Source organism: Sphingopyxis sp. (genome assembly GCF_965279725.1).
In the GTDB taxonomy this organism is placed as follows: Bacteria; Pseudomonadota; Alphaproteobacteria; order Sphingomonadales; family Sphingomonadaceae; genus Sphingopyxis.
This window is the reverse complement of the sequence record NZ_CBDIIL010000003.1, coordinates 772,949-791,276: the sequence shown is the minus strand read 5'-3', so window position 1 is coordinate 791,276 and position 18,328 is coordinate 772,949. Positions and strand designations below refer to the sequence as shown.

Annotated in this window: 20 protein-coding genes and 2 pseudogenes; 7 read left to right on the top strand and 15 right to left on the bottom strand. The window is 62.7% G+C overall.

Translation table 11 applies throughout. From position 1 onward, the window contains the following. Positions 1–7: 7 nt before the first annotated feature. The 6 genes from ACQY6T_RS12670 to ACQY6T_RS12645 are packed head-to-tail and all read right to left on the bottom strand — an operon-like array spanning position 8 to position 3,219. Positions 8–679, bottom strand: a complete 672-nt coding sequence (locus ACQY6T_RS12670) for a glutathione S-transferase family protein (protein WP_428631185.1) — start codon at positions 677–679, stop codon at positions 8–10. Positions 680–709: 30 nt separating this feature from the next. After that, a complete protein-coding gene (locus ACQY6T_RS12665) occupies positions 710–1,384 on the bottom strand; it encodes a glutathione S-transferase family protein (RefSeq protein ID WP_428631183.1) in 675 nt (224 codons plus the stop codon). A gap of 3 nt (positions 1,385–1,387) precedes the next feature. After that, a complete protein-coding gene (locus tag ACQY6T_RS12660) occupies positions 1,388–1,606 on the bottom strand; it encodes a DUF4287 domain-containing protein (protein ID WP_428631180.1) in 219 nt (72 codons plus the stop codon). Next, on the bottom strand, positions 1,603–2,019 hold the full coding sequence (locus ACQY6T_RS12655; protein WP_428631178.1) for a DoxX family protein: 417 nt from the start codon (positions 2,017–2,019) through the stop codon (positions 1,603–1,605). The genes ACQY6T_RS12660 and ACQY6T_RS12655 overlap by 4 nt, the downstream gene beginning before the upstream one ends. Before the next feature lie 25 nt (positions 2,020–2,044). Beyond that, a complete protein-coding gene (locus ACQY6T_RS12650) occupies positions 2,045–2,479 on the bottom strand; it encodes a VOC family protein (protein ID WP_428631176.1) in 435 nt (144 codons plus the stop codon). Positions 2,480–2,505: 26 nt separating this feature from the next. Further along, positions 2,506–3,219: a TetR/AcrR family transcriptional regulator gene (locus tag ACQY6T_RS12645; protein ID WP_428631175.1), complete on the bottom strand. Its 714-nt coding sequence runs from the start codon at positions 3,217–3,219 to the stop codon at positions 2,506–2,508. Positions 3,220–3,374: 155 nt separating this feature from the next. On the opposite strand from ACQY6T_RS12645, the pseudogene ACQY6T_RS12640 reads away from it, so the two are divergent. From ACQY6T_RS12640 to ACQY6T_RS12630, 3 genes and pseudogenes are all read left to right on the top strand, one after another. After that, positions 3,375–4,100 (top strand): annotated as a pseudogene (locus tag ACQY6T_RS12640) (magnesium chelatase domain-containing protein); the annotation flags it as partial. 92 nt (positions 4,101–4,192) lie between these two features. Next, the gene (locus tag ACQY6T_RS12635) at positions 4,193–4,525 is read left to right on the top strand and encodes a hypothetical protein (RefSeq protein WP_428631173.1); all 333 of its coding nucleotides are present in this window, start codon (positions 4,193–4,195) and stop codon (positions 4,523–4,525) included. Then, complete coding sequence (locus tag ACQY6T_RS12630) at positions 4,515–4,886, top strand: hypothetical protein (RefSeq protein WP_428631171.1); 372 nt, start codon at positions 4,515–4,517, stop codon at positions 4,884–4,886. Before ACQY6T_RS12635 ends, ACQY6T_RS12630 begins: the two co-directional genes overlap by 11 nt. Here ACQY6T_RS12630 and ACQY6T_RS12625 read toward each other — a convergent pair whose 3' ends face one another. Further along, positions 4,887–5,105 (bottom strand): DUF6471 domain-containing protein, encoded by a 219-nt coding sequence (locus ACQY6T_RS12625; protein ID WP_428631170.1) that lies wholly within the window; start codon positions 5,103–5,105, stop codon positions 4,887–4,889. Positions 5,106–5,202: 97 nt separating this feature from the next. On the opposite strand from ACQY6T_RS12625, the gene ACQY6T_RS12620 reads away from it, so the two are divergent. After that, entirely contained in the window at positions 5,203–6,177 is a 975-nt protein-coding gene (locus ACQY6T_RS12620; RefSeq protein ID WP_428631168.1) for an IS1595 family transposase, read from the top strand. A gap of 271 nt (positions 6,178–6,448) precedes the next feature. Here the strand turns inward: ACQY6T_RS12620 and ACQY6T_RS12615 are convergent, their stop codons facing one another. Together ACQY6T_RS12615 and ACQY6T_RS12610 are read right to left on the bottom strand one after the other, a co-directional pair. After that, positions 6,449–6,730, bottom strand: coding sequence for a hypothetical protein (locus ACQY6T_RS12615; RefSeq protein WP_428631166.1), 282 nt, complete (start codon positions 6,728–6,730; stop codon positions 6,449–6,451). 156 nt (positions 6,731–6,886) lie between these two features. Beyond that, complete coding sequence (locus ACQY6T_RS12610) at positions 6,887–7,378, bottom strand: hypothetical protein (RefSeq protein ID WP_428631164.1); 492 nt, start codon at positions 7,376–7,378, stop codon at positions 6,887–6,889. Between the two features lie 77 nt (positions 7,379–7,455). Here ACQY6T_RS12610 and ACQY6T_RS12605 point away from each other — a divergent pair. Together ACQY6T_RS12605 and ACQY6T_RS12600 are read left to right on the top strand one after the other, a co-directional pair. Further along, a pseudogene (locus tag ACQY6T_RS12605) lies at positions 7,456–8,250 on the top strand (YifB family Mg chelatase-like AAA ATPase); the annotation flags it as partial. Further along, complete coding sequence (locus ACQY6T_RS12600; protein ID WP_428631163.1) at positions 8,250–8,546, top strand: DUF1905 domain-containing protein; 297 nt, start codon at positions 8,250–8,252, stop codon at positions 8,544–8,546. The pseudogene ACQY6T_RS12605 and the gene ACQY6T_RS12600, both read left to right, overlap by 1 nt. On the opposite strand, the gene ACQY6T_RS12595 is transcribed toward ACQY6T_RS12600, so the two are convergent. The 3 genes from ACQY6T_RS12595 to ACQY6T_RS12585 are packed head-to-tail and all read right to left on the bottom strand — an operon-like array spanning position 8,533 to position 10,277. After that, positions 8,533–8,754 carry a DUF2945 domain-containing protein gene (locus tag ACQY6T_RS12595; RefSeq protein ID WP_428631160.1) on the bottom strand — a complete coding sequence of 74 codons (222 nt, stop codon included), beginning with the start codon at positions 8,752–8,754 and terminating at the stop codon, positions 8,533–8,535. The two genes, ACQY6T_RS12600 and ACQY6T_RS12595, sit on opposite strands and share 14 nt — an antisense overlap. A 22-nt stretch (positions 8,755–8,776) precedes the next feature. Next, the gene (locus tag ACQY6T_RS12590; protein ID WP_428631157.1) at positions 8,777–9,175 is read right to left on the bottom strand and encodes a bactofilin family protein; all 399 of its coding nucleotides are present in this window, start codon (positions 9,173–9,175) and stop codon (positions 8,777–8,779) included. A gap of 1 nt (position 9,176) precedes the next feature. Then, positions 9,177–10,277 carry a M23 family metallopeptidase gene (locus tag ACQY6T_RS12585; protein WP_428631154.1) on the bottom strand — a complete coding sequence of 367 codons (1,101 nt, stop codon included), beginning with the start codon at positions 10,275–10,277 and terminating at the stop codon, positions 9,177–9,179. A gap of 342 nt (positions 10,278–10,619) precedes the next feature. On the opposite strand from ACQY6T_RS12585, the gene ACQY6T_RS12580 reads away from it, so the two are divergent. Further along, the gene (locus ACQY6T_RS12580) at positions 10,620–12,014 is read left to right on the top strand and encodes a methyltransferase family protein (RefSeq protein ID WP_428631153.1); all 1,395 of its coding nucleotides are present in this window, start codon (positions 10,620–10,622) and stop codon (positions 12,012–12,014) included. Positions 12,015–12,067: 53 nt separating this feature from the next. Here ACQY6T_RS12580 and ACQY6T_RS12575 read toward each other — a convergent pair whose 3' ends face one another. From ACQY6T_RS12575 to ACQY6T_RS12565, 3 genes are all read right to left on the bottom strand, one after another. After that, complete coding sequence (locus ACQY6T_RS12575) at positions 12,068–14,326, bottom strand: TonB-dependent receptor (protein WP_428631151.1); 2,259 nt, start codon at positions 14,324–14,326, stop codon at positions 12,068–12,070. Positions 14,327–14,481: 155 nt separating this feature from the next. Next, positions 14,482–15,855, bottom strand: coding sequence for a glutamate--cysteine ligase (locus ACQY6T_RS12570; protein ID WP_428631149.1), 1,374 nt, complete (start codon positions 15,853–15,855; stop codon positions 14,482–14,484). Positions 15,856–15,908: 53 nt separating this feature from the next. Next, positions 15,909–18,323 (bottom strand): hypothetical protein, encoded by a 2,415-nt coding sequence (locus ACQY6T_RS12565; RefSeq protein WP_428631147.1) that lies wholly within the window; start codon positions 18,321–18,323, stop codon positions 15,909–15,911. Positions 18,324–18,328 lie beyond the last annotated feature (5 nt).

Here is an 18,328-nt window from a genome sequence, read left to right as displayed (position 1 = left end):
GGTGGTGTCAGGCGGGTGGACCCGCTTCTTCGTTGAATGATTCAAGCTGGGCATCGAGCGCGCGCCGATAGGCCGGGCGCGCGAGACAGCGGTCGAGATAGGCCTGAAGCCGCGCGTGCTCGGCGATCAGCCCGGCCTCGATGCCGCCCTTCAGGACTGTCGCCATCGCGATATCCGCGACATTGAATTCGCCGACCAGATAGTCTTTGTCGCCCAGCGCATCCTCCAGTCGGCCGAGACGACCGTGGATGAAGTCGATCAGGCTGGGTCGGCGCAATGTCGCCCATTCTTCGTCCTTGGCGAACAGATCGACGTTACCGAGTTCGAGGAGCATCGGTTCGATGCTGCTATAGGCGGCAAACACCCATGCCAGCGTGCTGGCGCGGGCCTGGGCGTCGTGCGGCATCAGGCGCGCATCCTTTTCGGCGAGGTGCAGCAGGATCGCGCCGCTTTCGAACAGGCGGATGCCGCCGTCGTTGAGCACCGGCACCTGGCCCCACGGCTGAAACAGGAAATGGTCGGCGGGGCGATGCAGCGTGCTGATCAGATGCTCGGCATAATCGAGCCCGATTTCTTCGCACGCCCAGCGCGGGCGCAGATCGCGGACATAGCCGCGGGCGAAGTCGGGAACCCAGTCGAGGGCGGTGATTTCGATTTTGGCGTTAGGGTTCACAGACATGATAACTCTCCTTGGATCGGACGGCAGCCATCACGCGTCTTGCGGCGCATGGTTTGCGTAGGAAGCGAGCTGGGCCGTTAACGCCCGCTCGAACGCGGGCCGCTTGGTGCCGCGTTCGACATAGGCGGCCAGGTTGGGATGGGGCGCCAGCATCGGCGCCGGCACCGCGCGCAGCACGTCGATCATCACGAGGTCGCCGACGGTGAAGCCCGCGCCCAGCCATTCACGGTCGCCAAGCGCATGCGCCAGTTGCGCCAGCCGCTTTTCGGCGAACGGTCGGGCCGCGTCGGTTGCGGCCTCCCGCCAGTCCTGCCCGGCGCCCGTGACGTTCAGGATGACCAGTATCTGCAGCATCGGTTCGACGCTGTTGAGCGCGGCGATCATCCAGCTGATCGCCTGTCCGCGCTGTGCCGGGTCGCTGGGGAGCAAGCGCTCGTCCTGCTCGCCGATGTGAAGCAGGATGGCGCCCGATTCGAACAGCGTTACGCCGTTTTCCTTGTAAACCGGAACCTGCCCGAACGGCTGGTCTGCCAGATACGCCTCGGGCTTATCCTCAAAGATGCCACCGATCAGGCGCTCACGATAGGGTCGGTCGATCTCTTCGAGCGCCCATCGCACGCGCAGGTCCTTGATGCGCCCTTCGGCGAACGGCGGTACCCGGCGATAGCCGGTGATTTCGATCGGGGCGTTGGGATCGACGGGCATGATCTAGTCCCTCTTCCCTTTGAGATAGGCGACGATCGCCATCGCGTGGCCGTGGCCCAGGTCGAAATCGGCCTTCAGCCATTCGATGATCGCGCCGGGCTTGATACCGGGGGCGAGGCCGTCGGGTGTCGCCAGACCCTTATCGACCGCCAGCGCCTTGAGGTCTTCGGCCGACTTGCCGGTCTTCGCCTCGATATTGTCCAGATAGGCTTGAAAGCTCATTGGTCCGCTCCCGTCCGCAGCGGGATCAGCGCGCGGACCCGGGGATCGCGCAGCCACAATCCGCCCCACAGCATCACGCCGAGGTAAACGCCGAACAGGCTATGGCTGAACAGCGGGCTGCCGATCCGCACATGGGTGGCGATCGCGCCGCCCAGATAGCCGGTGATCAGGATCGCGCCGAGGATCGCGGTGCGCGGCCAGATATACAGCAGCGTCGGGATCAACAGCAGGATACCGAGCAGATACATCGTGCCGACGTCGAGCGGCCAGCCGAGGCCGGGCGGGCTATATTTGATCGCCGTCTCGGGCGACGCCAGCTTCAGCCCGGCATCGAAAAGGAGGAAGAGGATCACGAGGCCGCTCAAAACACGGCCGGCGATCAACTGACCCTTGGCGGGGACTGCATCGGTCATCTCTTCCTCCTCCTCTTGGCTGGCGTCAGGCCGCGGCTTCGGCGGGTTCGGCGGCGGGGATGGCGGCCGGGTCCATCCACATCACTTCCCAGATATGGCCGTCGGGATCCTCGAAGCTGCGCCCGTACATGAAACCATAATCCTGCGTCGGGGTCGGGTCGGCCTTGCCGCCCGCGGCGGTCGCCTTGGCGACCTGCGTGTCCACATCGGCGCGGCTGTCGGCCGATACGCAGAGCAGGACCTGCGCCGTTGTATGCGCATCGGGAATCGCCTTCGACGTGAAGGTCGCCCATTTTTCATGGGTCAGCAGCATGACGTGGATCGAACCCTCGGCGACCACCATGCACGCGGCGGTTTCGTCGGTGAAGGCGGGATTGTTCGCCGCGCCGACCGCCTCGTAAAAGGCCTTCGACCTGGCGAGGTCGGTGACGGGCAGGTTGACAAAAATCATCTGGGGCATTGGGGGGACTCCTTCTCTCTCTCGCTTCAAATTCGTCCGAACAGCATCCGGACATAACGCTTCAGGTGGGTGACACTTTCCCGCGCAATCGCCGGATCGGTTGTGGTTTTCGCCAGGATGAAGCTGCCCTGCAGCACCGCCTGAACATATTGAGCCAGACCCAGCGCGGTGACGTCTTCGGGCGCACCGTAAACTTCCATCGCGGCGGCAATGTCGGGCGCCAGTGCCTCGCAATAGGCGTTGATGCTCGCCTCGCATGCGGCGCGGATTGCGTCGTTCGTCGCAAAGGCTTCCTGCACCATCGTGCCGACGAAGCAGGTATAATCCTCGGTCGGCCCGTCGAGCATCGCCAGGCGCAGCTCGATATGCCCCATCAGCCGGTCGAGCGGATCGGCCAGCTGATTATGCGGCGCCGCCTCGAACATCGGCCGCGCGCGTTCGGTCCAGCCTTCGGCCGCCGCCACCGCCAGTGCTTCTTTCGACGCGAAGTGATGGAAAAAGGCGCCCTTGGTGACCCCCGCGGCGGCGCAAATCTGATCGACGGTCGTCGCCGAATAGCCCTGCTTGCGCACTGTGGTGTGCGCCGCTGCAATCAACGCCGCCCGCGCACTGCCGCGCGGCGCGCGGACAGCGGCGATGCCGGCGCCCACGCCGCTGACGACCTTGCTGCCAGGGCCGGACTGGACGGGGGCGCCAGACGGACCGGACGGGGTGTTGGAAGGGGGCTGATTCGGGTTCATGCGACTCGTCATACCGACTGGTTGGTATGTTGTCAAATCGCCCGATACCCCCACGCTACGTGGCACCTTCGCCAACATCCGAACCGGTACGAAAAGCGACTCGACCTCGCCACATTTTGCCGCCAGAAAGGCGCGAGAACAAACGGGGGACAATCATGGTCGCGATCGTTTCCACCGTCGCCTATCTGGGACTCGAGGCGCGTGGGGTTGAAGTGCAGTGCCAGATCACCCCCGGCGTACCGCGCTTCGTCGTTGTCGGCCTGCCCGACAAGGCGGTCGGCGAAAGCCGCGAACGGGTGCGCGCCGCGATCGCCGCGATCGGCCTGTCGCTGCCGCCCAAGGTCATCACCGTCAACCTGTCGCCGGCCGACCTGCCGAAGGAAGGCTCGCACTACGATCTGCCCATCGCGCTGGCGCTGCTCGGCGCGATGGGGGTGGTCGATCCCGAAACGCTGGCAAGCTATGTCGTGGTCGGCGAACTCGGCCTTGATGGCCGGGTCGCCGCCTCGCCGGGGGTGCTGCTCGCGGCGATCCACGCGGGCAGCGAGGACCGCGGCCTGATCTGCCCGGTGGCGCAGGGACCCGAGGCGGCGTGGGCGGGCAATGTCGAGGTGCTGGCGGCGCCCGACCTCCTGTCGCTGCTCAATCATTTCAAGGGCAACGCCTTGCTGCCCGCGCCGCAGCCGGGCGAAGTCGAAGAGCCGCGCCGCATGGCCGACCTGGCGCAGGTGAAGGGGCAGGAGGTCGCCAAGCGCGCGCTCGAAATCGCTGCGGCGGGCGGGCATAACCTGTTGATGGTCGGGCCCCCGGGGGCGGGCAAGTCATTGATGGCGGCCTGCCTGCCCGGCATCCTGCCCGATCTCGATCCGGGCGAAGCGCTCGGCATTATGTAGCAAACGCACCAAGGCAAAAAGGACTCCTCAAATGTTGATTTTACCTCCAAAGGAAAATCGGGAAAATTCGAGGATAATTCATGCCGGACAAATTTGGCTACCTGTTGCCGCCGGAGATGAACGCCGCCGCAGCCCAGTTCGAAAAATGGGAAAAAGAGCGCGGTCACGATCTCGAGTGCGAGGTTTGCGGGAACATTGTGTGGGAAGTTCCGCGGACGGTAAATGCAATTATCGGCGATGCCGTGGATGGCCCGGCTGTTGCGAAATTTCGTCTTTCGGTAGTGCTTTTTGTCTGCAACAAATGCGGCAATACAAAGACGTTCGCAGCATCATACATGAACGTCTCTCCTTACTCGGAAGAAGCGCCCGAAACAGGCGAAACCTCGGGGGAGGGCGACACCGATGGCAGTTGATTCAGGTCAAAGCTCAAACGGCCAACAGCCGATGCACGGCTCGACGATCGAAACCGTTTACTCGAGACGAAAAATGAAGTGCTACAGCGTGACAGAAAGTGAGTTGAAGCAAATCGGCCTTGCCAATTTAGGCGCCACGATTTGCGTTGGCATCGGATCTGCGCTCTTCGCCTTTGGCGTCGATGTTTTCAAAGACTCCATATTGGCGACCGAGATTCCGAAGGAAGCCAACATCCTGATCGACTCCATTCAGCCAATTTGCCTTTACCTCGGCGCAGCGTTCTACATTGCCGCCGCCGCCCTTTTATGGTGGCGTCAGTCGATGATCGGGACAATCAAATCGGAAAGCGACGAGGGCTAGCTAAAGGCGCAATTCGCGTGAACCAATCGCCGTGAGGCATTGGAGCAGAAATACGGCGGTAAATTTCCCCCGACTTAGCTTGTTCCTAACATTGGGCTCGCTTTCTGCCACGCCTATCGCTGCCAGCTTATCCACAAGCTGGGCGTACGAGACATTTTGCCGCTTCAATTCAGCCTTCAACAGCCCCTTTACGCGCGCTTCCCATTCGGTGTCAGCCACCTTGTATCTCCCATGATGTGAAAATCATCATATGCGATACATTCGTCATTGACAACAGTGCATGAATGTCACTATATACGATGCATAAGCAACGGATATGATGACAATGGCACACGGTTCACACTTTCTTCTCTCTGCAAAGGCTCGCACGTTGAGCCTCAAAGCTGTGTTCACGATGGGTGAGGATGGCGCATACAAGGCGTTCTGCGACATGCGTTGGCCGGAAACCGATGGCGAGGCAGTTTGCCCGCGTTGCGGCTGTGTCGAAACCTATGACATTGCCACCCGCCGCAAGTTCAAGTGCGTTGCCTGTCACCACCAGTTCAGCGTCACCAGCGGCACGATTTTCGCCAGCCGCAAGCTTGGGTTCGTCGATCTGCTCGCAGCGATCGTCATCTTCGTGAACGGCGCCAAGGGCGTTGCAGCCCTGCAATTGAGCCGCGATCTAGATTGCCAGTATAAGACGGCGTTCGTCCTGACCCACAAGATGCGCGAAGCGATGGCCCGCGAGCAGATGGGTCGCCAGCTTGACGGGATCGTCGAAATCGACGGCGCGTATTTTGGCGGCTACGTGAAGCCGGAAAACCACAAGGATGATCGCAAGGATCGTCGCCTCGCGTTCAATCGTTCGGGCAAGCGCCAGTGCGTCGTCATCATGCGCGAACGCGGTGGCAAGTCGCTTCCGTTCGTTGTCGCCAACGAAGGCGATGCCGTTCCCTACGTCCGCGACCATGTTGCCAACCTTGCCGTTCTCCACGCCGACGAAGGCGCTGGCTGGGATGCACTTCACGCCGGTTGGATGACCGAGCGCGTCAATCACTCGGTCCAGTTCTTCGACAAGGGCGCTTGCACCAATCAGGCCGAAAGCTATTTCAGCCGCCTTCGCCGGATGGAAGTCGGCACCCACCATCATATCGCTGGCCCCTACATCGGTGCCTATGCCCGCGAAGCATCGTGGCGCGAAGATAACCGTCGCGTGTCGAATGGAGATCAGGCTGCAATGGTAACGGCAGCGGCGATGGGGTCGAGAGTAAGCCGGGAGTGGAAAGGCTACTGGCAGCGAGCGGCCTAGCAGTCAGGCACTGCCGTGCCGTCGCCCACTTTGGCAAACGGCGAGTTTACATCAAGCCGTCGGTCTAAATAGGCAACGTAGGTTGGCACAAGCCGCTCGTGCATTGAGATACCCGAGACGATGACGTGTTTTCCATCGGGAAATGCCAACGTGTGAAACGTGATCATTTTTCCGTCAGAGGTCGTCATACCACTTTTAGTGGTGCAACCTTGAGAGTTGCACCACTCGACGTAATCGCGAAGTGTAGGGTGTCCGCCGAAAGGGTAAGCCATTAAGCGGCTATGCGGAAATCCATATCTGAAGTCAACGAAGCCTCGGATTCTTCGAACATGGCTTCATAAAAATCAGGCGCAGCGTCTATCCCGGCAAATTCCTTACCGTGATTTACGCGCGTAAATTCAGCTTCCGCGTCTAGCGCCACTTTGATGCGGCGCATAGCTTGGGCAACGTCGCTGCCCTGTGCACAAACATCATATTCAATGCACTGAGCAATCCACGCATCGTTCGACTGAAAAGCCACGATTCGAAGAGTCCGCTTGATCGCGTCGCTCATGACATACTCCATTTAGTTACAAATGCCCCCGCGCACGATATTTTTCGCCGCTTAAGGGTGCTATTTCATAGTCAATACCACCGTGTCAATGTTCGCCAGGTTAACGGGTTCCCCATTAATCGACCAACGTACTGATCAATACGACCAGCGTAACGATTAGAATTGGCAACGTGCACGGGTATCGGTTGAGGAATGAACATGGTGATTGATGCCATTGATGCCAACCCCGTAGCCAATCACCCATTCAAGATATTGCCCGCCGCGAGTTTCAACGTTGCGAACCAAGTCTTGTGCCCGTCGATCACGAAGGCACGTAGAGACGCGCTTGGTCATCAAAGCGACCAGCTTGGGGGTAGCGGTCAACCCGCGCTGTAAGATCATCTGTGCGGCAATCTCTCGCGACGTCAGCGGCTTGTTCGCCACCCGCATGATGCCCAGCACCACCCGCGACATTTCACCCCGGCGCGACCAGTCATCGGGCGGGCGCACCATCTTTGGCGCAATCGCGGGTATGTCGAGATCGGGCGCCACCAGCTTGATTGCAGCGTCCAGCGTTTCGAGATCGCGGGCCATCTGGCCTAGCGCGGCTTGAGCTGCCTTCATCTCGCCAGCCAGTGTCGCGCGGCGCTTCACCAGCCCTGTTACCATGTAGTCTGTCATTGCCGGAACTTACTTCCGATGGCAGAAAATGGGCAGATGGCTCTTGGTGCGTTTGCTACATAATGCCGGAAGCGCTTGAGGTCTCGATGATCGCCTCGGTCGCTGGCCAGCTCGAAGGCGGAAGGCTGGTTCGCGCGCGACCGTTCCGCTCGCCCCATCACAGCGCATCGATGCCTGCACTCGTCGGCGGGGGCTTGCGCGTGCGGCCCGGCGAGGTCAGCCTGGCCCATCTGGGGGTGTTGTTCCTCGACGAGCTTCCCGAATTTCAACGCGCCGTGCTCGACAGCCTGCGCCAGCCGCTCGAGACCGGCGAGGTCAGCGTCGCGCGTGCCAACGCGCATGTCACCTTTCCGGCGCGGGTGCAGATGATCGCGGCGATGAATCCGTGCCGCTGCGGCCATTTGGGCGACCCCGCGCTCGCATGCAGCCGCGCCCCGCGCTGCGCCGCCGATTATCAGGCGAAGGTTTCCGGCCCGCTGCTCGACCGCATCGACCTGCATGTCGAAGTGCAGGCGGTCAGCGCCGCCGACCTCGTCCTGCCGCCCCCCGCCGAGGGCAGCGCCGAGGTCGCGGCGCGCGTCGCCGCGGCGCGGGCGTGCCAGACCGCGCGCTATGCCGATCACAAGGCGCGAACCAACGCCGAAATCGATGGCGAGCTGATGGAGGCAGTCGCGACCCCCGACGAGGCGGGCCGTAAATTGCTGGCACAGGCGGCCGAGGCGCTGCGGCTGTCGGCGCGCGGCTATACGCGGATTTTGCGGGTGGCGCGGACGATTGCCGATCTGGCGGGCGCCGATGCCGTCGGGCGCATCCATATTGCCGAGGCGCTGAGCTACCGACGGCAGGCACCGCGCAGCTGATGCTCGCGTTTGAAGCCGAGATTATCGAATGGCGCGGCCCACCGCCCTATCTGTTCGCGGCTGTCCCCGACGAACTGGTCGGCGAAGTTCGCTACGCGGCGCGCGAAGCGAGCTATGGCTGGGGCATGGTCCCGGCGACCGCGAAGATTGGTTCGACCGAATTTGCCACTGCGCTGTTCCGGCGCGGTGACACCTATGTCTTGCCGATCAAGGTCGCGGTTCAGCGCGCCGAGGGTTTGGGATTGGGCGACCGGGTCGCCGTCACCATGCAGGTCAGCCGCGTCATCCGCCGCTGAGTTCGCTGCCGAGTTTCAGCACTTCGCGCCCGTCGATCATTTCGATCAGATAGGCCGGATTGGCGGCGGATCCGTTGCGCACGATACGCGCGCCCTTGATGATGCGCTCGACGCGCGTTTCGAAGCGTTCGGAGATGCGGCCATGCGCTTCGCCGCGGCCCCACGTCCAGTGGACATGGGAGTCGATATCGAACTCGTGCGCGGTCATGTCGTGCCCGCGAGAGGCGGGATCAGATGCCCAGTGCCGACTTGTTCTCGACGACTTCCAGCGGCGGCGGCGCTTTGATCGCGGCGGCGCCGTGACGGCGGTGCGACAGTTTGCCATCGACCTTGCCGCCATTTTCGATCGTGATCGTTTCATAGACGACGTCGCCGGTGATCCGCGCGGTCGCGTGGACGATCAGCGTCTTGGCCTCGATCGACCCGTCGAGCAAACCCGCGATCTTTGCCGTTTCAGCGGTCACCGCGCCCTTGATCTCGCTCGCCTCGCCTTGCACCAGATTGGCGCATTTCAGGTCGCCGTCGATCTTGCCGTCGACGTGCAGGTCGACGCTGGCGGCGACATTGCCGGTGACGACGACGTCCGATCCCAGGATCGAAAAGGTCGTATGACGCGCGCCGGTCGCCATCTTAGTGGGTGCCCCGGGCAGTGATGGCACCGACTCGCTGTCGGGCGTCGTTTTTGGCTTCGAGAACATCGGCTTTGGCCTCCAGGAAGCGGCGCGGGTTGACCGCGACGCCGTTCAGACGGACTTCGAAATGCAGGTGGCTGCCGGTCGAGCGGCCGGTCGAGCCCATTTTGGCGATCTGTTGACCGGCCGCAACTTGCGCGCCGACGGTCGAGGTAAAGCCTGACAAGTGGGCGTAGCGGGTTAAGATACCCTGACCATGATCGACTTCGACGACATTGCCATACCCCGATTTCTGACCGACGAAGCTGACGCGGCCGGGGGCGGCGGCGAGGATCGGGGTCCCGATCGGACCGCGGAAATCGAGGCCTGAATGCATCGCGCCGGCGCCGGTGAAGGGGTCGCTGCGATAACCGAAGCCCGACGACATCATCAGCACGTCGGCGGGATTGCCCGACGGGACGGCGACGAGGGTGCGTTCGAGCACCTCCATGCGGAACAACGCGCCCTCAAGTGCGGCGAACGAGGCGCCGAGCGCCTTGGCTTTGCCCATGCGGCCCTTGTACGGGATCAGCGGACCACCGCGGCCGGTTGCGGCGCTCCGCACGATCGCGGCGGGGTTGAGGCCAAGTTTGGCGACCGCTTCCTCGGCATTGGCAGCGCGAATATTGACGGCGGCAAGCAAGCGCTTGGCAAAGCGCTCCTGTCGAACCTCGAGCCGGGCGAGTGTTTGCGCTTCGGGCGGCAGGTTCGGATCAATCGCGCTGGTCTTCAGCGGCTCGACTTGGGCCTGTCCGTCGGTCGCGGCAGCGGGCTGTGCAGTCATCGCTTCCGGGTCGATACCGAAATGGGTTTCTGCGACCCCCTCGAGCAGCGCTTGGCGTTCTTCCAGGTCGGCGGCGGTTTCGGCGACCCGGTCGCGATATTGCGCGATGCGCTTTTCTGACGCGGCGGCGGCGGCCTGTTGCTGCGCGACGTCGGCGCGTTCGTCAGCGCTCAGGAGTTGGCTAACGACCACGGCAAGCGTTGCGCCGGCCCACGCGAGCAGCACGATACCGGCGATCAGCGCGACGCGCTTTTGCCAGACCGCACTAATCCGCAAAAATCGGACCTGCCCATGCGTGCGAACAAAGATTTCATGGTCCTGAAACAGCGCAGACAAGCGCTGGCGCCAATGGCGCAGACCCGTAGTTTTCGATGACAAGTGGCGACCCCATCTTGTTGTTCTGTGGAACCCTCGGCTCCGATTGATGGGCGCCTTAACAGGCCGTTTGCGGCGCGGCGAATCTTTGCGGGGCGACTCGCGCCGAGTCGAACCGGGCATACGGTGAACGGTGTCAAACGGCTGGAACACTGTCATTCTGGCAGGAAATTTGCAGCGAATCGGGCAATAATATTGACGGCTTGCTTACCAATTTTTGCTAGGGTCAAGCCGATGAATCCCATGATGAAAACCGATCCGCCCGCCGCTGCCAACCCGGCTGCGTCGCCGCCGCCGACAAGCCGGACGCGCCCCCGATCGGCGGTCAGTGCGGGGGTCGGCATTGTCGGGCTGGCCGGTCTGGTCAGCTATTTGCTGATCGCCCGGTTTGCTCCTGACATTGCCACGTTCCTGGGGGTCGACTGGGGCGATCGCGGGCGGATGAATGGGCCAAATTCCGCGATCGCCAGCGTGCTGGCGTGCGGTATTCCCATGGTGCTGTGGTCGGTGTTGGTCGACAAGGTGCATCGCAATCCATCGACCGGGATCGATTGGACGCTGCGCCGCCCGTGGCGCGAGACGATCGACATCAGCCTGACCAAGCTTGCCGGTCTGTGGGCGACCTGGGGGCTGATCGCGCTGATCTATGCGACGATGCGCTATTATTGGGAGGGCAATTACGCCTTTTCGATGAACCTGCTCGAAACCGTCGCGCCGTGGCTGTTGCTTGTGTCGGTGCCCTATATGCTGTGGCTTGACCGCCGCATGGTCGAACCGCGCGACGGTTGCTATCAGTTCGGGCGCTGGCTGATCGCGCCGGGGAAACCGGTCGACAGCCGCGCTATCGGACACCATCTGCGCGCCTGGGCGGTGAAGGGGTTTTTCACCGCGTTCATGCTTTCGATCGTACCGGGAAATTTTTCGGGGCTGGTCACCGTGGAGATGAGCGAGGTGCTCGCCAACCCCTATATGACCGGGCTGTGGGCAATCAATCTTCTCTATTTGATCGACGTCCATATTGCGACCGTCGGCTACATCCTGACGTTGAAGCCGCTCGATGCGCATATCCGCACCGCCAATCCCTATGGCATGGCATGGGTCGCGGCGCTGGTCTGTTACCCGCCTTTCATTCTGATGAATGGACCGCTCGATTATCAGGTATATGGGTCGGACTGGGGCCATTGGCTGGAAGGTCATTACGGGCTTCTTGTCGCTTGGGCGATCGCGCTTGGGCTGCTCACCGCGATCTATAGCTGGGCGACGATGGCGTTCGGTATCCGTTTCTCGAACCTGACCCACCGCGGCATCATCACGCATGGGCCATATAGGTTCACGCGCCACCCGGCCTATGTGTCGAAGAATCTGAGTTGGTGGGTTGGCGCGATGCCCTTCCTCGTCACGACGGGCGGGTGGGTCGAGGGCGCGCGCAACGTCGCGCTGCTCGGGATGATCAGCGGCATCTATTACTGGCGCGCCAAGACCGAGGAAAAGCATCTCCTCGCCGATCCCGCCTATGTCGCCTATTGGAACTGGGCGCAGGAGCATGCGGCGGTGCCGCGTTTCTTTGCCAAGCTGGCGGGGCGCCACCGGCCGTTGATCCGACTTGAACCCGACGACCGCATCGGGCCGGTCGCCTGAACGAAAAAGGGGCGCCCCGCGATGGCAGTGCGCCCCTTTTTCCTTGTCCCGGCCTAGAATTTGATTCCTGCCTCGAAGCCCCAGATGCGAGGCTCGTTGACGTAGCTGGTGATGTTGTTGAAATCGATGCCGCCGGTCGGCGACGCGTCGCCCGTGACGTTGCGGACAAACGCCGCGATGTCGAAGCGATCGGTGCGATAGCCGATGCGCACGCCGCCCTCGAGCAGCTTGTCGTCCGAAAATTCGACCGAGCGATAGAGGAAGAACTGGATCTTCGAGCGGTAATACCAGTCGGTGAACGCGTAAAGCGCGCCATTGCCGACGGGGACTTCATAACCCGCGGTCCAGTTGAGCGTCCATTTCGGCGATTGCGGCAACTGGTTGCCGTCGATCGAGAAGATGCCGGGGCTGCCGGGGCGAACCGGGTCGAGCACGGTGCACGGCGTCGCCGAACCGCAGCCCGCGACAAAGGCGTTGGCATCGTCGATCTCTGCCACGTTCCATGCGCCGCCGACCGAGAAGGTCAGACCCTTGGCGGGAGCGGCCTGCAGTTCGGCCTCGATGCCATGACCCTTGGCGTCGACGTTGAGCAGGCTGGCGGCGTTCGACGTGCCGCCGACCGCGGTGAGCTGCAGGTCCTTGGTATCGAAATAATAGCCGGTGAGGTTGAAGCGGACGCGGTCGTCGAAGAACGCGGTCTTGATCCCGGCTTCATACGACATCGTCTCTTCCTGATCGGCGGTCGAGATTGTCCGTGAGAAGGTCAGGCGGCCCTGCACCGACGGGGCGCGATAGCCGCGCGCGACGCGGGCGTAGAAGGTCAGCGCGTCCGACGCTTCATAGGTCGCGCTGGCATCCCACGTCAGCAGCTTGCCGGTGACGCTGGCCGCCTGCGGCGGGACCGGGGTGTTCGGGCTGACGACGAAGATCGGGCGGGTTTCGACCGGACGCGACGCGACGAAATCGCGCGTGTCATGGTTGTAGCGCGCGCCGGCCTGCAGCTTCAGGCCATTGTCGAAGGCGTAATTGACCGATCCGAAGATGCCATAGGCCTCGCTCTCCTGACGCTGCACCGCGATCGCCGAGGGCGTTGCGTCGGTGGGGCCGCCGAATTCGAAGCTGGAGATGTCGAGGTCTTCCTTGAAATAGAAGCCGCCGAACTGGTAACCTAGCCCGCCGCTGTTGTTCGACGCGATGCGGATTTCCTGCGTGAACTGGTCGAGGCTCGGCACATTGTCCTGGCTCTGCGCCTGGAATGGGATCAGCCCCGGACCCGACACCGGCAGGAACACCGCGCCGAAACCGCCGTCGATGTCACCGCGGCTGCGGAAATTGCCGTTCCAGTACGAGGTGACCGAATAGGCCGTCACCGGCCCGAAATCATATTCAAGGTTCAGCCCGACATTATAGGTATTGAGCTTCTGGAAATTGAGCCCGTCCTGATACACTTCGTCGCGTTTGAATTCGGTGCCGGCGCCGCCGAGGCCGACGAGGTCATTGCTGCCCGGCACCTGAGTGTTGGCGCGGAAGATGATCGCCGATCCGTCGTAAATGCGAACCTGTCCGGTCACGCGGCCGGTGAAGGGACCATCTTCATATTGCAGCTGAAGCCGCGCGGCGATGTCGTCATAGCCGCCAAGGTCGTTTTTCGCGGTGGTCGCGATATTGTCGACCCAATTGTCGCGGTGCTGGAACAAGGTCGACAGGCGGACCGAAAAGCCGCTGTCGTCGGCGGCGCCCGCCGCGACCTCGACCTGGCTGTTGCCATAGCGGCCATAGCTGACGCGTGCATAGCCGCCGGTCTCGCCAGGGCGGACGGTATCGAACTTGACGATGCCCGCGGGAGTGTTGCGGCCGAACAGCGTGCCCTGCGGTCCGCGCAGCACCTCGACGCGGTCGAGATCGAAGATCGGGAAGCCCTTGAGGATCGGGTTCTCCAAAACGACATCGTCATAGACCAGGCTGACCGGCTGCGACGCATTGAGATCGAAGTCGGTGTTGCCAAGGCCGCGGATATAGAAGCGCGGGAAGGTGCGCCCGAATGAGCTTTCGATGTTCAGGCTGGGGACGCGCCCGGCAAGGACGCGAACGTCGCTGCCCGACGAGGTGATCGCGTCCAAGGTGTTGCCCGACAGCACGCTGACCGACACCGGTACGTCCTGAAGATTTTCTTCGCGGCGCTGTGCGGTGACGACGATGTCGCCGAGACCGCTGTCTTCGACGGCGGGCGCGTCCTGCGCGGCGGCGGGAGCGGCCCAGCTGGCCGAGGCGAGAACGAGAGCAATAGCGGTGGCGGAAGGAAAGTGGCGCATGGCAAGCTTCCTGAAACAGAGTGGGAGATGGAGAGCGGAAAAGCGCGCCGATCCTTGGCCCTGCGCGCGCGTTCGATCAATCGCCGAAGCACGCACCGTTAACGTTCATGTCAGCAGTGTTGCGCATTTGCTGCAGTTTGTGACAATGGCTGGCGTCAGAAGCTCAGTTCGTCATAAATCTTGGAAAGGTCGTGGCCCCACGGTCCTTCGTAGCGATCGAGCAGGTCGTGGGCCGGGGACTTGCCACTTTTGGCAATGCGACGCAGCGGTTCGAGGAAGCCGACTTCATTGTCGCCCATCGAGTTGACCTCGCCGCGTGCGGCCAAGCCCAGCGCGGCGATGTCGAGGACGCGGTGCGCGAGTTCGCCGACGGTGCCGCCGCCGGGGGCCGGGGCGTCGAGGCCTTCGCTGGGGACCGCATCGCGCAGCGCCTGCTGTTCCTCGATGCTCCAGCCTTTGACGAGATCCCAAGCTGCGTCGAGCGCGCCTTGATCATAGAGCAGGCCAACCCACAAGGCCGGGAGCGCGCAGATGCGGTTCCAAGGACCGCCGTCGGCGCCGCGCATTTCGAGGAAGCTCTTCAAACGCACTTCGGGGAAGGCGGTCGAAAGGTGATCGTTCCAGTCGGACAGGCGCGGCTTTTCGCCGGGGAGCGCGGGTAAGTCGCCCTTCAGGAAGTCGCGGAAGCTTTGCCCCGCGGCGTCGATATATTTGCCGTCGCGGAAGACGAAATACATCGGCACATCGAGCATATAGTCGATATAGCGTTCGTATCCGAAGCCATCCTCGAACACGAAGGGCAGCATGCCGGTGCGCGCGGGGTCGGTGTCGGTCCAGATGTGGCTGCGATACGACATGAAGCCGTTGGGTTTGCCTTCGGTGAACGGCGAACTGGCAAACAGCGCGGTGGCGATCGGTTGCAGCGCCAGCGACACGCGGAATTTCTGCACCATGTCGGCCTCGGACGAATAGTCGAGGTTGGTCTGGATGGTGCAGGTGCGCAGCATCATGTCGAGCCCCATGCTGCCGACGCGCGGCATATGGTCGAGCATGATCTTGTAGCGGCCCTTGGGCATGATCGGCAGCTCGGCGCGTGTCTTGTCGGGCCACATGCCGACGCCCAGGAAACCAAGCCCGAGTTCGGCGCCGACCTCTTTCACCTGTTTCAGATGGCGGCCGGTTTCGGCGCAGGTCTGATGGAGATTTTCGAGCGGCGCGCCAGAAAGTTCCAATTGCCCCGCGGGTTCGAGGCTGACGGTGCCGTCGCTACCGGCGAGCGCGATCACCTTGCCGCCCTCGATCACCGGTTCCCAGCCGAAGCGGGTCAGCGCCATCAGCAAATCGTGGATGCCGCCGGGTTCGTCATAGCTGGGCGCACGATGATCGGCGGTGCGATAAACGAATTTCTCGTGCTCGGTGCCGATGCGCCAGCGGTCCTTGGGCTTCTCGCCCTGGATCATGGGGACCGCGAGCTGGTCGCGGCTTTCGACGATGGGATCGTTGCTGTCCGAAGCGGTTCGCGTGCTCATATCGCGCATTTAGACGGTTCGGTACAAAATACAATCGGGGCCGTTTCGCTCGGCTATTTTACCAGCCCGCGAAGGTTGATCGTAAAGTTCGATCCCGCGATCATCGATCCTTTGGGACGGATGCGGACATGCGTGACGGTGGCATCGACGCCGTCGGCATCCGCAGTGGGCGCATAGGTCCAGCTGGTGCCGCCATTGTTGGAAAATTCCAGATCGTCTGCCGTGCTTGCGAGGCTGGTGAAGCTATAGGTTAGCCCACTGCTGCTTGGGGTGAAGGCAATCGGGCCGGGACCGGGCGCGTAGGTGCCAACGAACAGGCTGAGGTTTGCGGGAATTGCGTCGGTGACGATGACGCTGTTGTTGGTCGGTGCGGTGCCAGCCGGGGCAGTGATGGTCAGGCTGTAATTGGCAAAGCCGCCGGGAATCAGCTTCGGATTGGTTAGGCCGTTGACGGGATCGCTGTAGGCGAGCGACGTCTTGGCGATCGCCAGCGGCAGGACATAGGCATTGGTATAGGTGCAGGTCGTCGCGGTCGTGTTACCCTGAATCGTCACAGTACGCCCGGTGGCGCCGCTGGCCAGCGGGCTGCCGCCGATGCATTCGACTGTGGCATTGTAGAGCGCCGCCGCCGCGCCGCCGCCATAGGTTTCGGCAGGCAGCGTGACGACATCGCCCGCCCGCACCGTGACGAGGGTGCCGTTTGTCGCGGTGGGAGCTGTCGAACTGAAGGTCGCATTGACGGTGCCGCCGCTGGTCGTGGCACTGGCGGTGTGGCCTGTCGTCGCGCCCGACCACAGCTTGGCGAGGCGCAGCTGCTGCGCGATGCGGCTGTTGGTAAAGGTGCAGACGATCGCCGTGTCGGCCGGGTTCACGGTCAGCACATTGCCGGTCAGCGCGGCCGTATTGCCGGTGCAACTGAGCGCCTGCGCATAGTTGGCGCCGTCGCCGACGGTGAAGGTTTCGGTCAATGTCGCGCTTTCGGCAGCAAAGACGGTGACCGCCGCGTTGGTGTCGGTTTCGTTGACGCTGTTGGCGACCGAGGCCAGGCTGGCGTTGTTGATCAGCCCGCTGGCCTGAACCGTCGCCGCATTGGTCGTCAGCGCATTGACCCAGGTTTTGCGGACCACCAGCGTCGCCGATTTACGGCTGTTGGTCCAAGTGCAGGTCAGCGAGGTACCCGTCGGCATCACCACGGTGCGGCTGAGCCCGCTGCCGGCAGTGGCGACGACGACATTGTCGCTGTTGCGCCGACATTCGATGCTGCTGTTGTAATTCGCTGCGGCGCCAGCGGTAAAGGCCTCGGTGAGCGTCAACGTGCTGCCCGCCACAGCGACCATCGTGGCGTTGGTCGTCGATCCGCCGACGGTCGAGCTGCCGGCGGTCGGCAGCAGACCGCCCGACATCGTCAGGCTGACCGCGTCGCCGGCGATTCCGTTCGTCCAGGCCTTGGCCAGCACCACCGGCGAATCATTGTCGGTGATCGTATAGGTGCTGGCGGTCCGCGCCGCGCCGCCGCAGCTCGACGTGCTGGAAACCGTGTAACCCGTGCCGGTGTTCAGCGCGATCTGGATCGTCTCGCTGCTTTCGGTCGCGGTGTCGTCGATAATCTGGATGCCGAGCGGCACGGCGGTGTTTTGATACGTGCCGGCGGGAATCGTGACCGTGAAATTCGTGCCGCTACCCGGGGTCGTGTAGTCGGTACCGAGCGTTGCGGTGCCGCCGGTGATGCTGACATTGACCGTACGAGCGGTGAACAGCGTGCCGTTGACGGTCAGCGTCGGCAGATTGGCGGTAGCGATTGATTCGACCCCCGATGCGCTCGCCGTAGATAGCTCGATGAACGGGTTGAGCGTGATGCGGATGTCATCGAGGAAGTTGCCGAAACTTCCCGGGTCGGTCGTGATGAACTGGACGCGCTGCACCCCAGACGGACCCGAATAGGTCGTCGATCCGGTATTAACATTCCACACATTGTTGATCGTGGACGATTGCGACGCCAGCGCCTGAAGCTGGGTTCCCGAACTGTTCGCGATCTGGAACCGCGCGGTCTGCGTCGCGGGTCCGCCCGCGCGGGCGCGATGGGCAAAGGTCCAGCCAATCGACTCGCCGTTGACCATGCAGATATTCTGATACAGCGCGCCGGGGACATTGGCGTTCATTTCCGCGAAGACCGATCCGGCATAGGCCGGAACACCGTTAAAATTGGTGTCCCACAACTCGATCTCGCCCGATGCCGAATCCCAGCCGATGACCGAGCCATTCGGATAGATTTCGTAATTGGCCGCGCCTGGTCCCTGCGGATCGTTCGATTCGAAAGACGGATTGACGATGACGCGTTGCGCCGCCGCCGGCAGAGCCGTGACCAGCGACGCGGCGGCAGCGACCAGCGCGCAAAGCCGCGACAGGCGGCCGAATCGGCGATCGGCCCGGCGAACACTGTTCGTCGTACCGGTCTGCTCAAGTCGCATCGGAT

Bases quoted from the DNA above. Each gene is read 5' to 3' on its own strand.
- ACQY6T_RS12645 (WP_428631175.1), bottom strand. From the start codon at position 3,219: ATGAACCCGAATCAGCCCCCTTCCAACACCCCGTCCGGTCCGTCTGGC.
- ACQY6T_RS12590 (WP_428631157.1), bottom strand. From the start codon at position 9,175: ATGGCGACCGGCGCGCGTCATACGACCTTTTCGATCCTGGGATCGGAC.
- ACQY6T_RS12580 (WP_428631153.1), top strand. From the start codon at position 10,620: ATGATGAAAACCGATCCGCCCGCCGCTGCCAACCCGGCTGCGTCGCCG.
- ACQY6T_RS12565 (WP_428631147.1), bottom strand. From the start codon at position 18,323: ATGCGACTTGAGCAGACCGGTACGACGAACAGTGTTCGCCGGGCCGAT.
- ACQY6T_RS12650 (WP_428631176.1), bottom strand. From the start codon at position 2,479: ATGCCCCAGATGATTTTTGTCAACCTGCCCGTCACCGACCTCGCCAGG.
- ACQY6T_RS12655 (WP_428631178.1), bottom strand. From the start codon at position 2,019: ATGACCGATGCAGTCCCCGCCAAGGGTCAGTTGATCGCCGGCCGTGTT.
- ACQY6T_RS12600 (WP_428631163.1), top strand. From the start codon at position 8,250: ATGCTCGCGTTTGAAGCCGAGATTATCGAATGGCGCGGCCCACCGCCC.
- ACQY6T_RS12670 (WP_428631185.1), bottom strand. From the start codon at position 679: ATGTCTGTGAACCCTAACGCCAAAATCGAAATCACCGCCCTCGACTGG.
- ACQY6T_RS12595 (WP_428631160.1), bottom strand. From the start codon at position 8,754: ATGACCGCGCACGAGTTCGATATCGACTCCCATGTCCACTGGACGTGG.
- ACQY6T_RS12630 (WP_428631171.1), top strand. From the start codon at position 4,515: ATGGCAGTTGATTCAGGTCAAAGCTCAAACGGCCAACAGCCGATGCAC.
- ACQY6T_RS12665 (WP_428631183.1), bottom strand. From the start codon at position 1,384: ATGCCCGTCGATCCCAACGCCCCGATCGAAATCACCGGCTATCGCCGG.
- ACQY6T_RS12660 (WP_428631180.1), bottom strand. From the start codon at position 1,606: ATGAGCTTTCAAGCCTATCTGGACAATATCGAGGCGAAGACCGGCAAG.
- ACQY6T_RS12615 (WP_428631166.1), bottom strand. From the start codon at position 6,730: ATGAGCGACGCGATCAAGCGGACTCTTCGAATCGTGGCTTTTCAGTCG.
- ACQY6T_RS12570 (WP_428631149.1), bottom strand. From the start codon at position 15,855: ATGAGCACGCGAACCGCTTCGGACAGCAACGATCCCATCGTCGAAAGC.
- ACQY6T_RS12620 (WP_428631168.1), top strand. From the start codon at position 5,203: ATGATGACAATGGCACACGGTTCACACTTTCTTCTCTCTGCAAAGGCT.
- ACQY6T_RS12635 (WP_428631173.1), top strand. From the start codon at position 4,193: ATGCCGGACAAATTTGGCTACCTGTTGCCGCCGGAGATGAACGCCGCC.
- ACQY6T_RS12575 (WP_428631151.1), bottom strand. From the start codon at position 14,326: ATGCGCCACTTTCCTTCCGCCACCGCTATTGCTCTCGTTCTCGCCTCG.
- ACQY6T_RS12610 (WP_428631164.1), bottom strand. From the start codon at position 7,378: ATGGTAACAGGGCTGGTGAAGCGCCGCGCGACACTGGCTGGCGAGATG.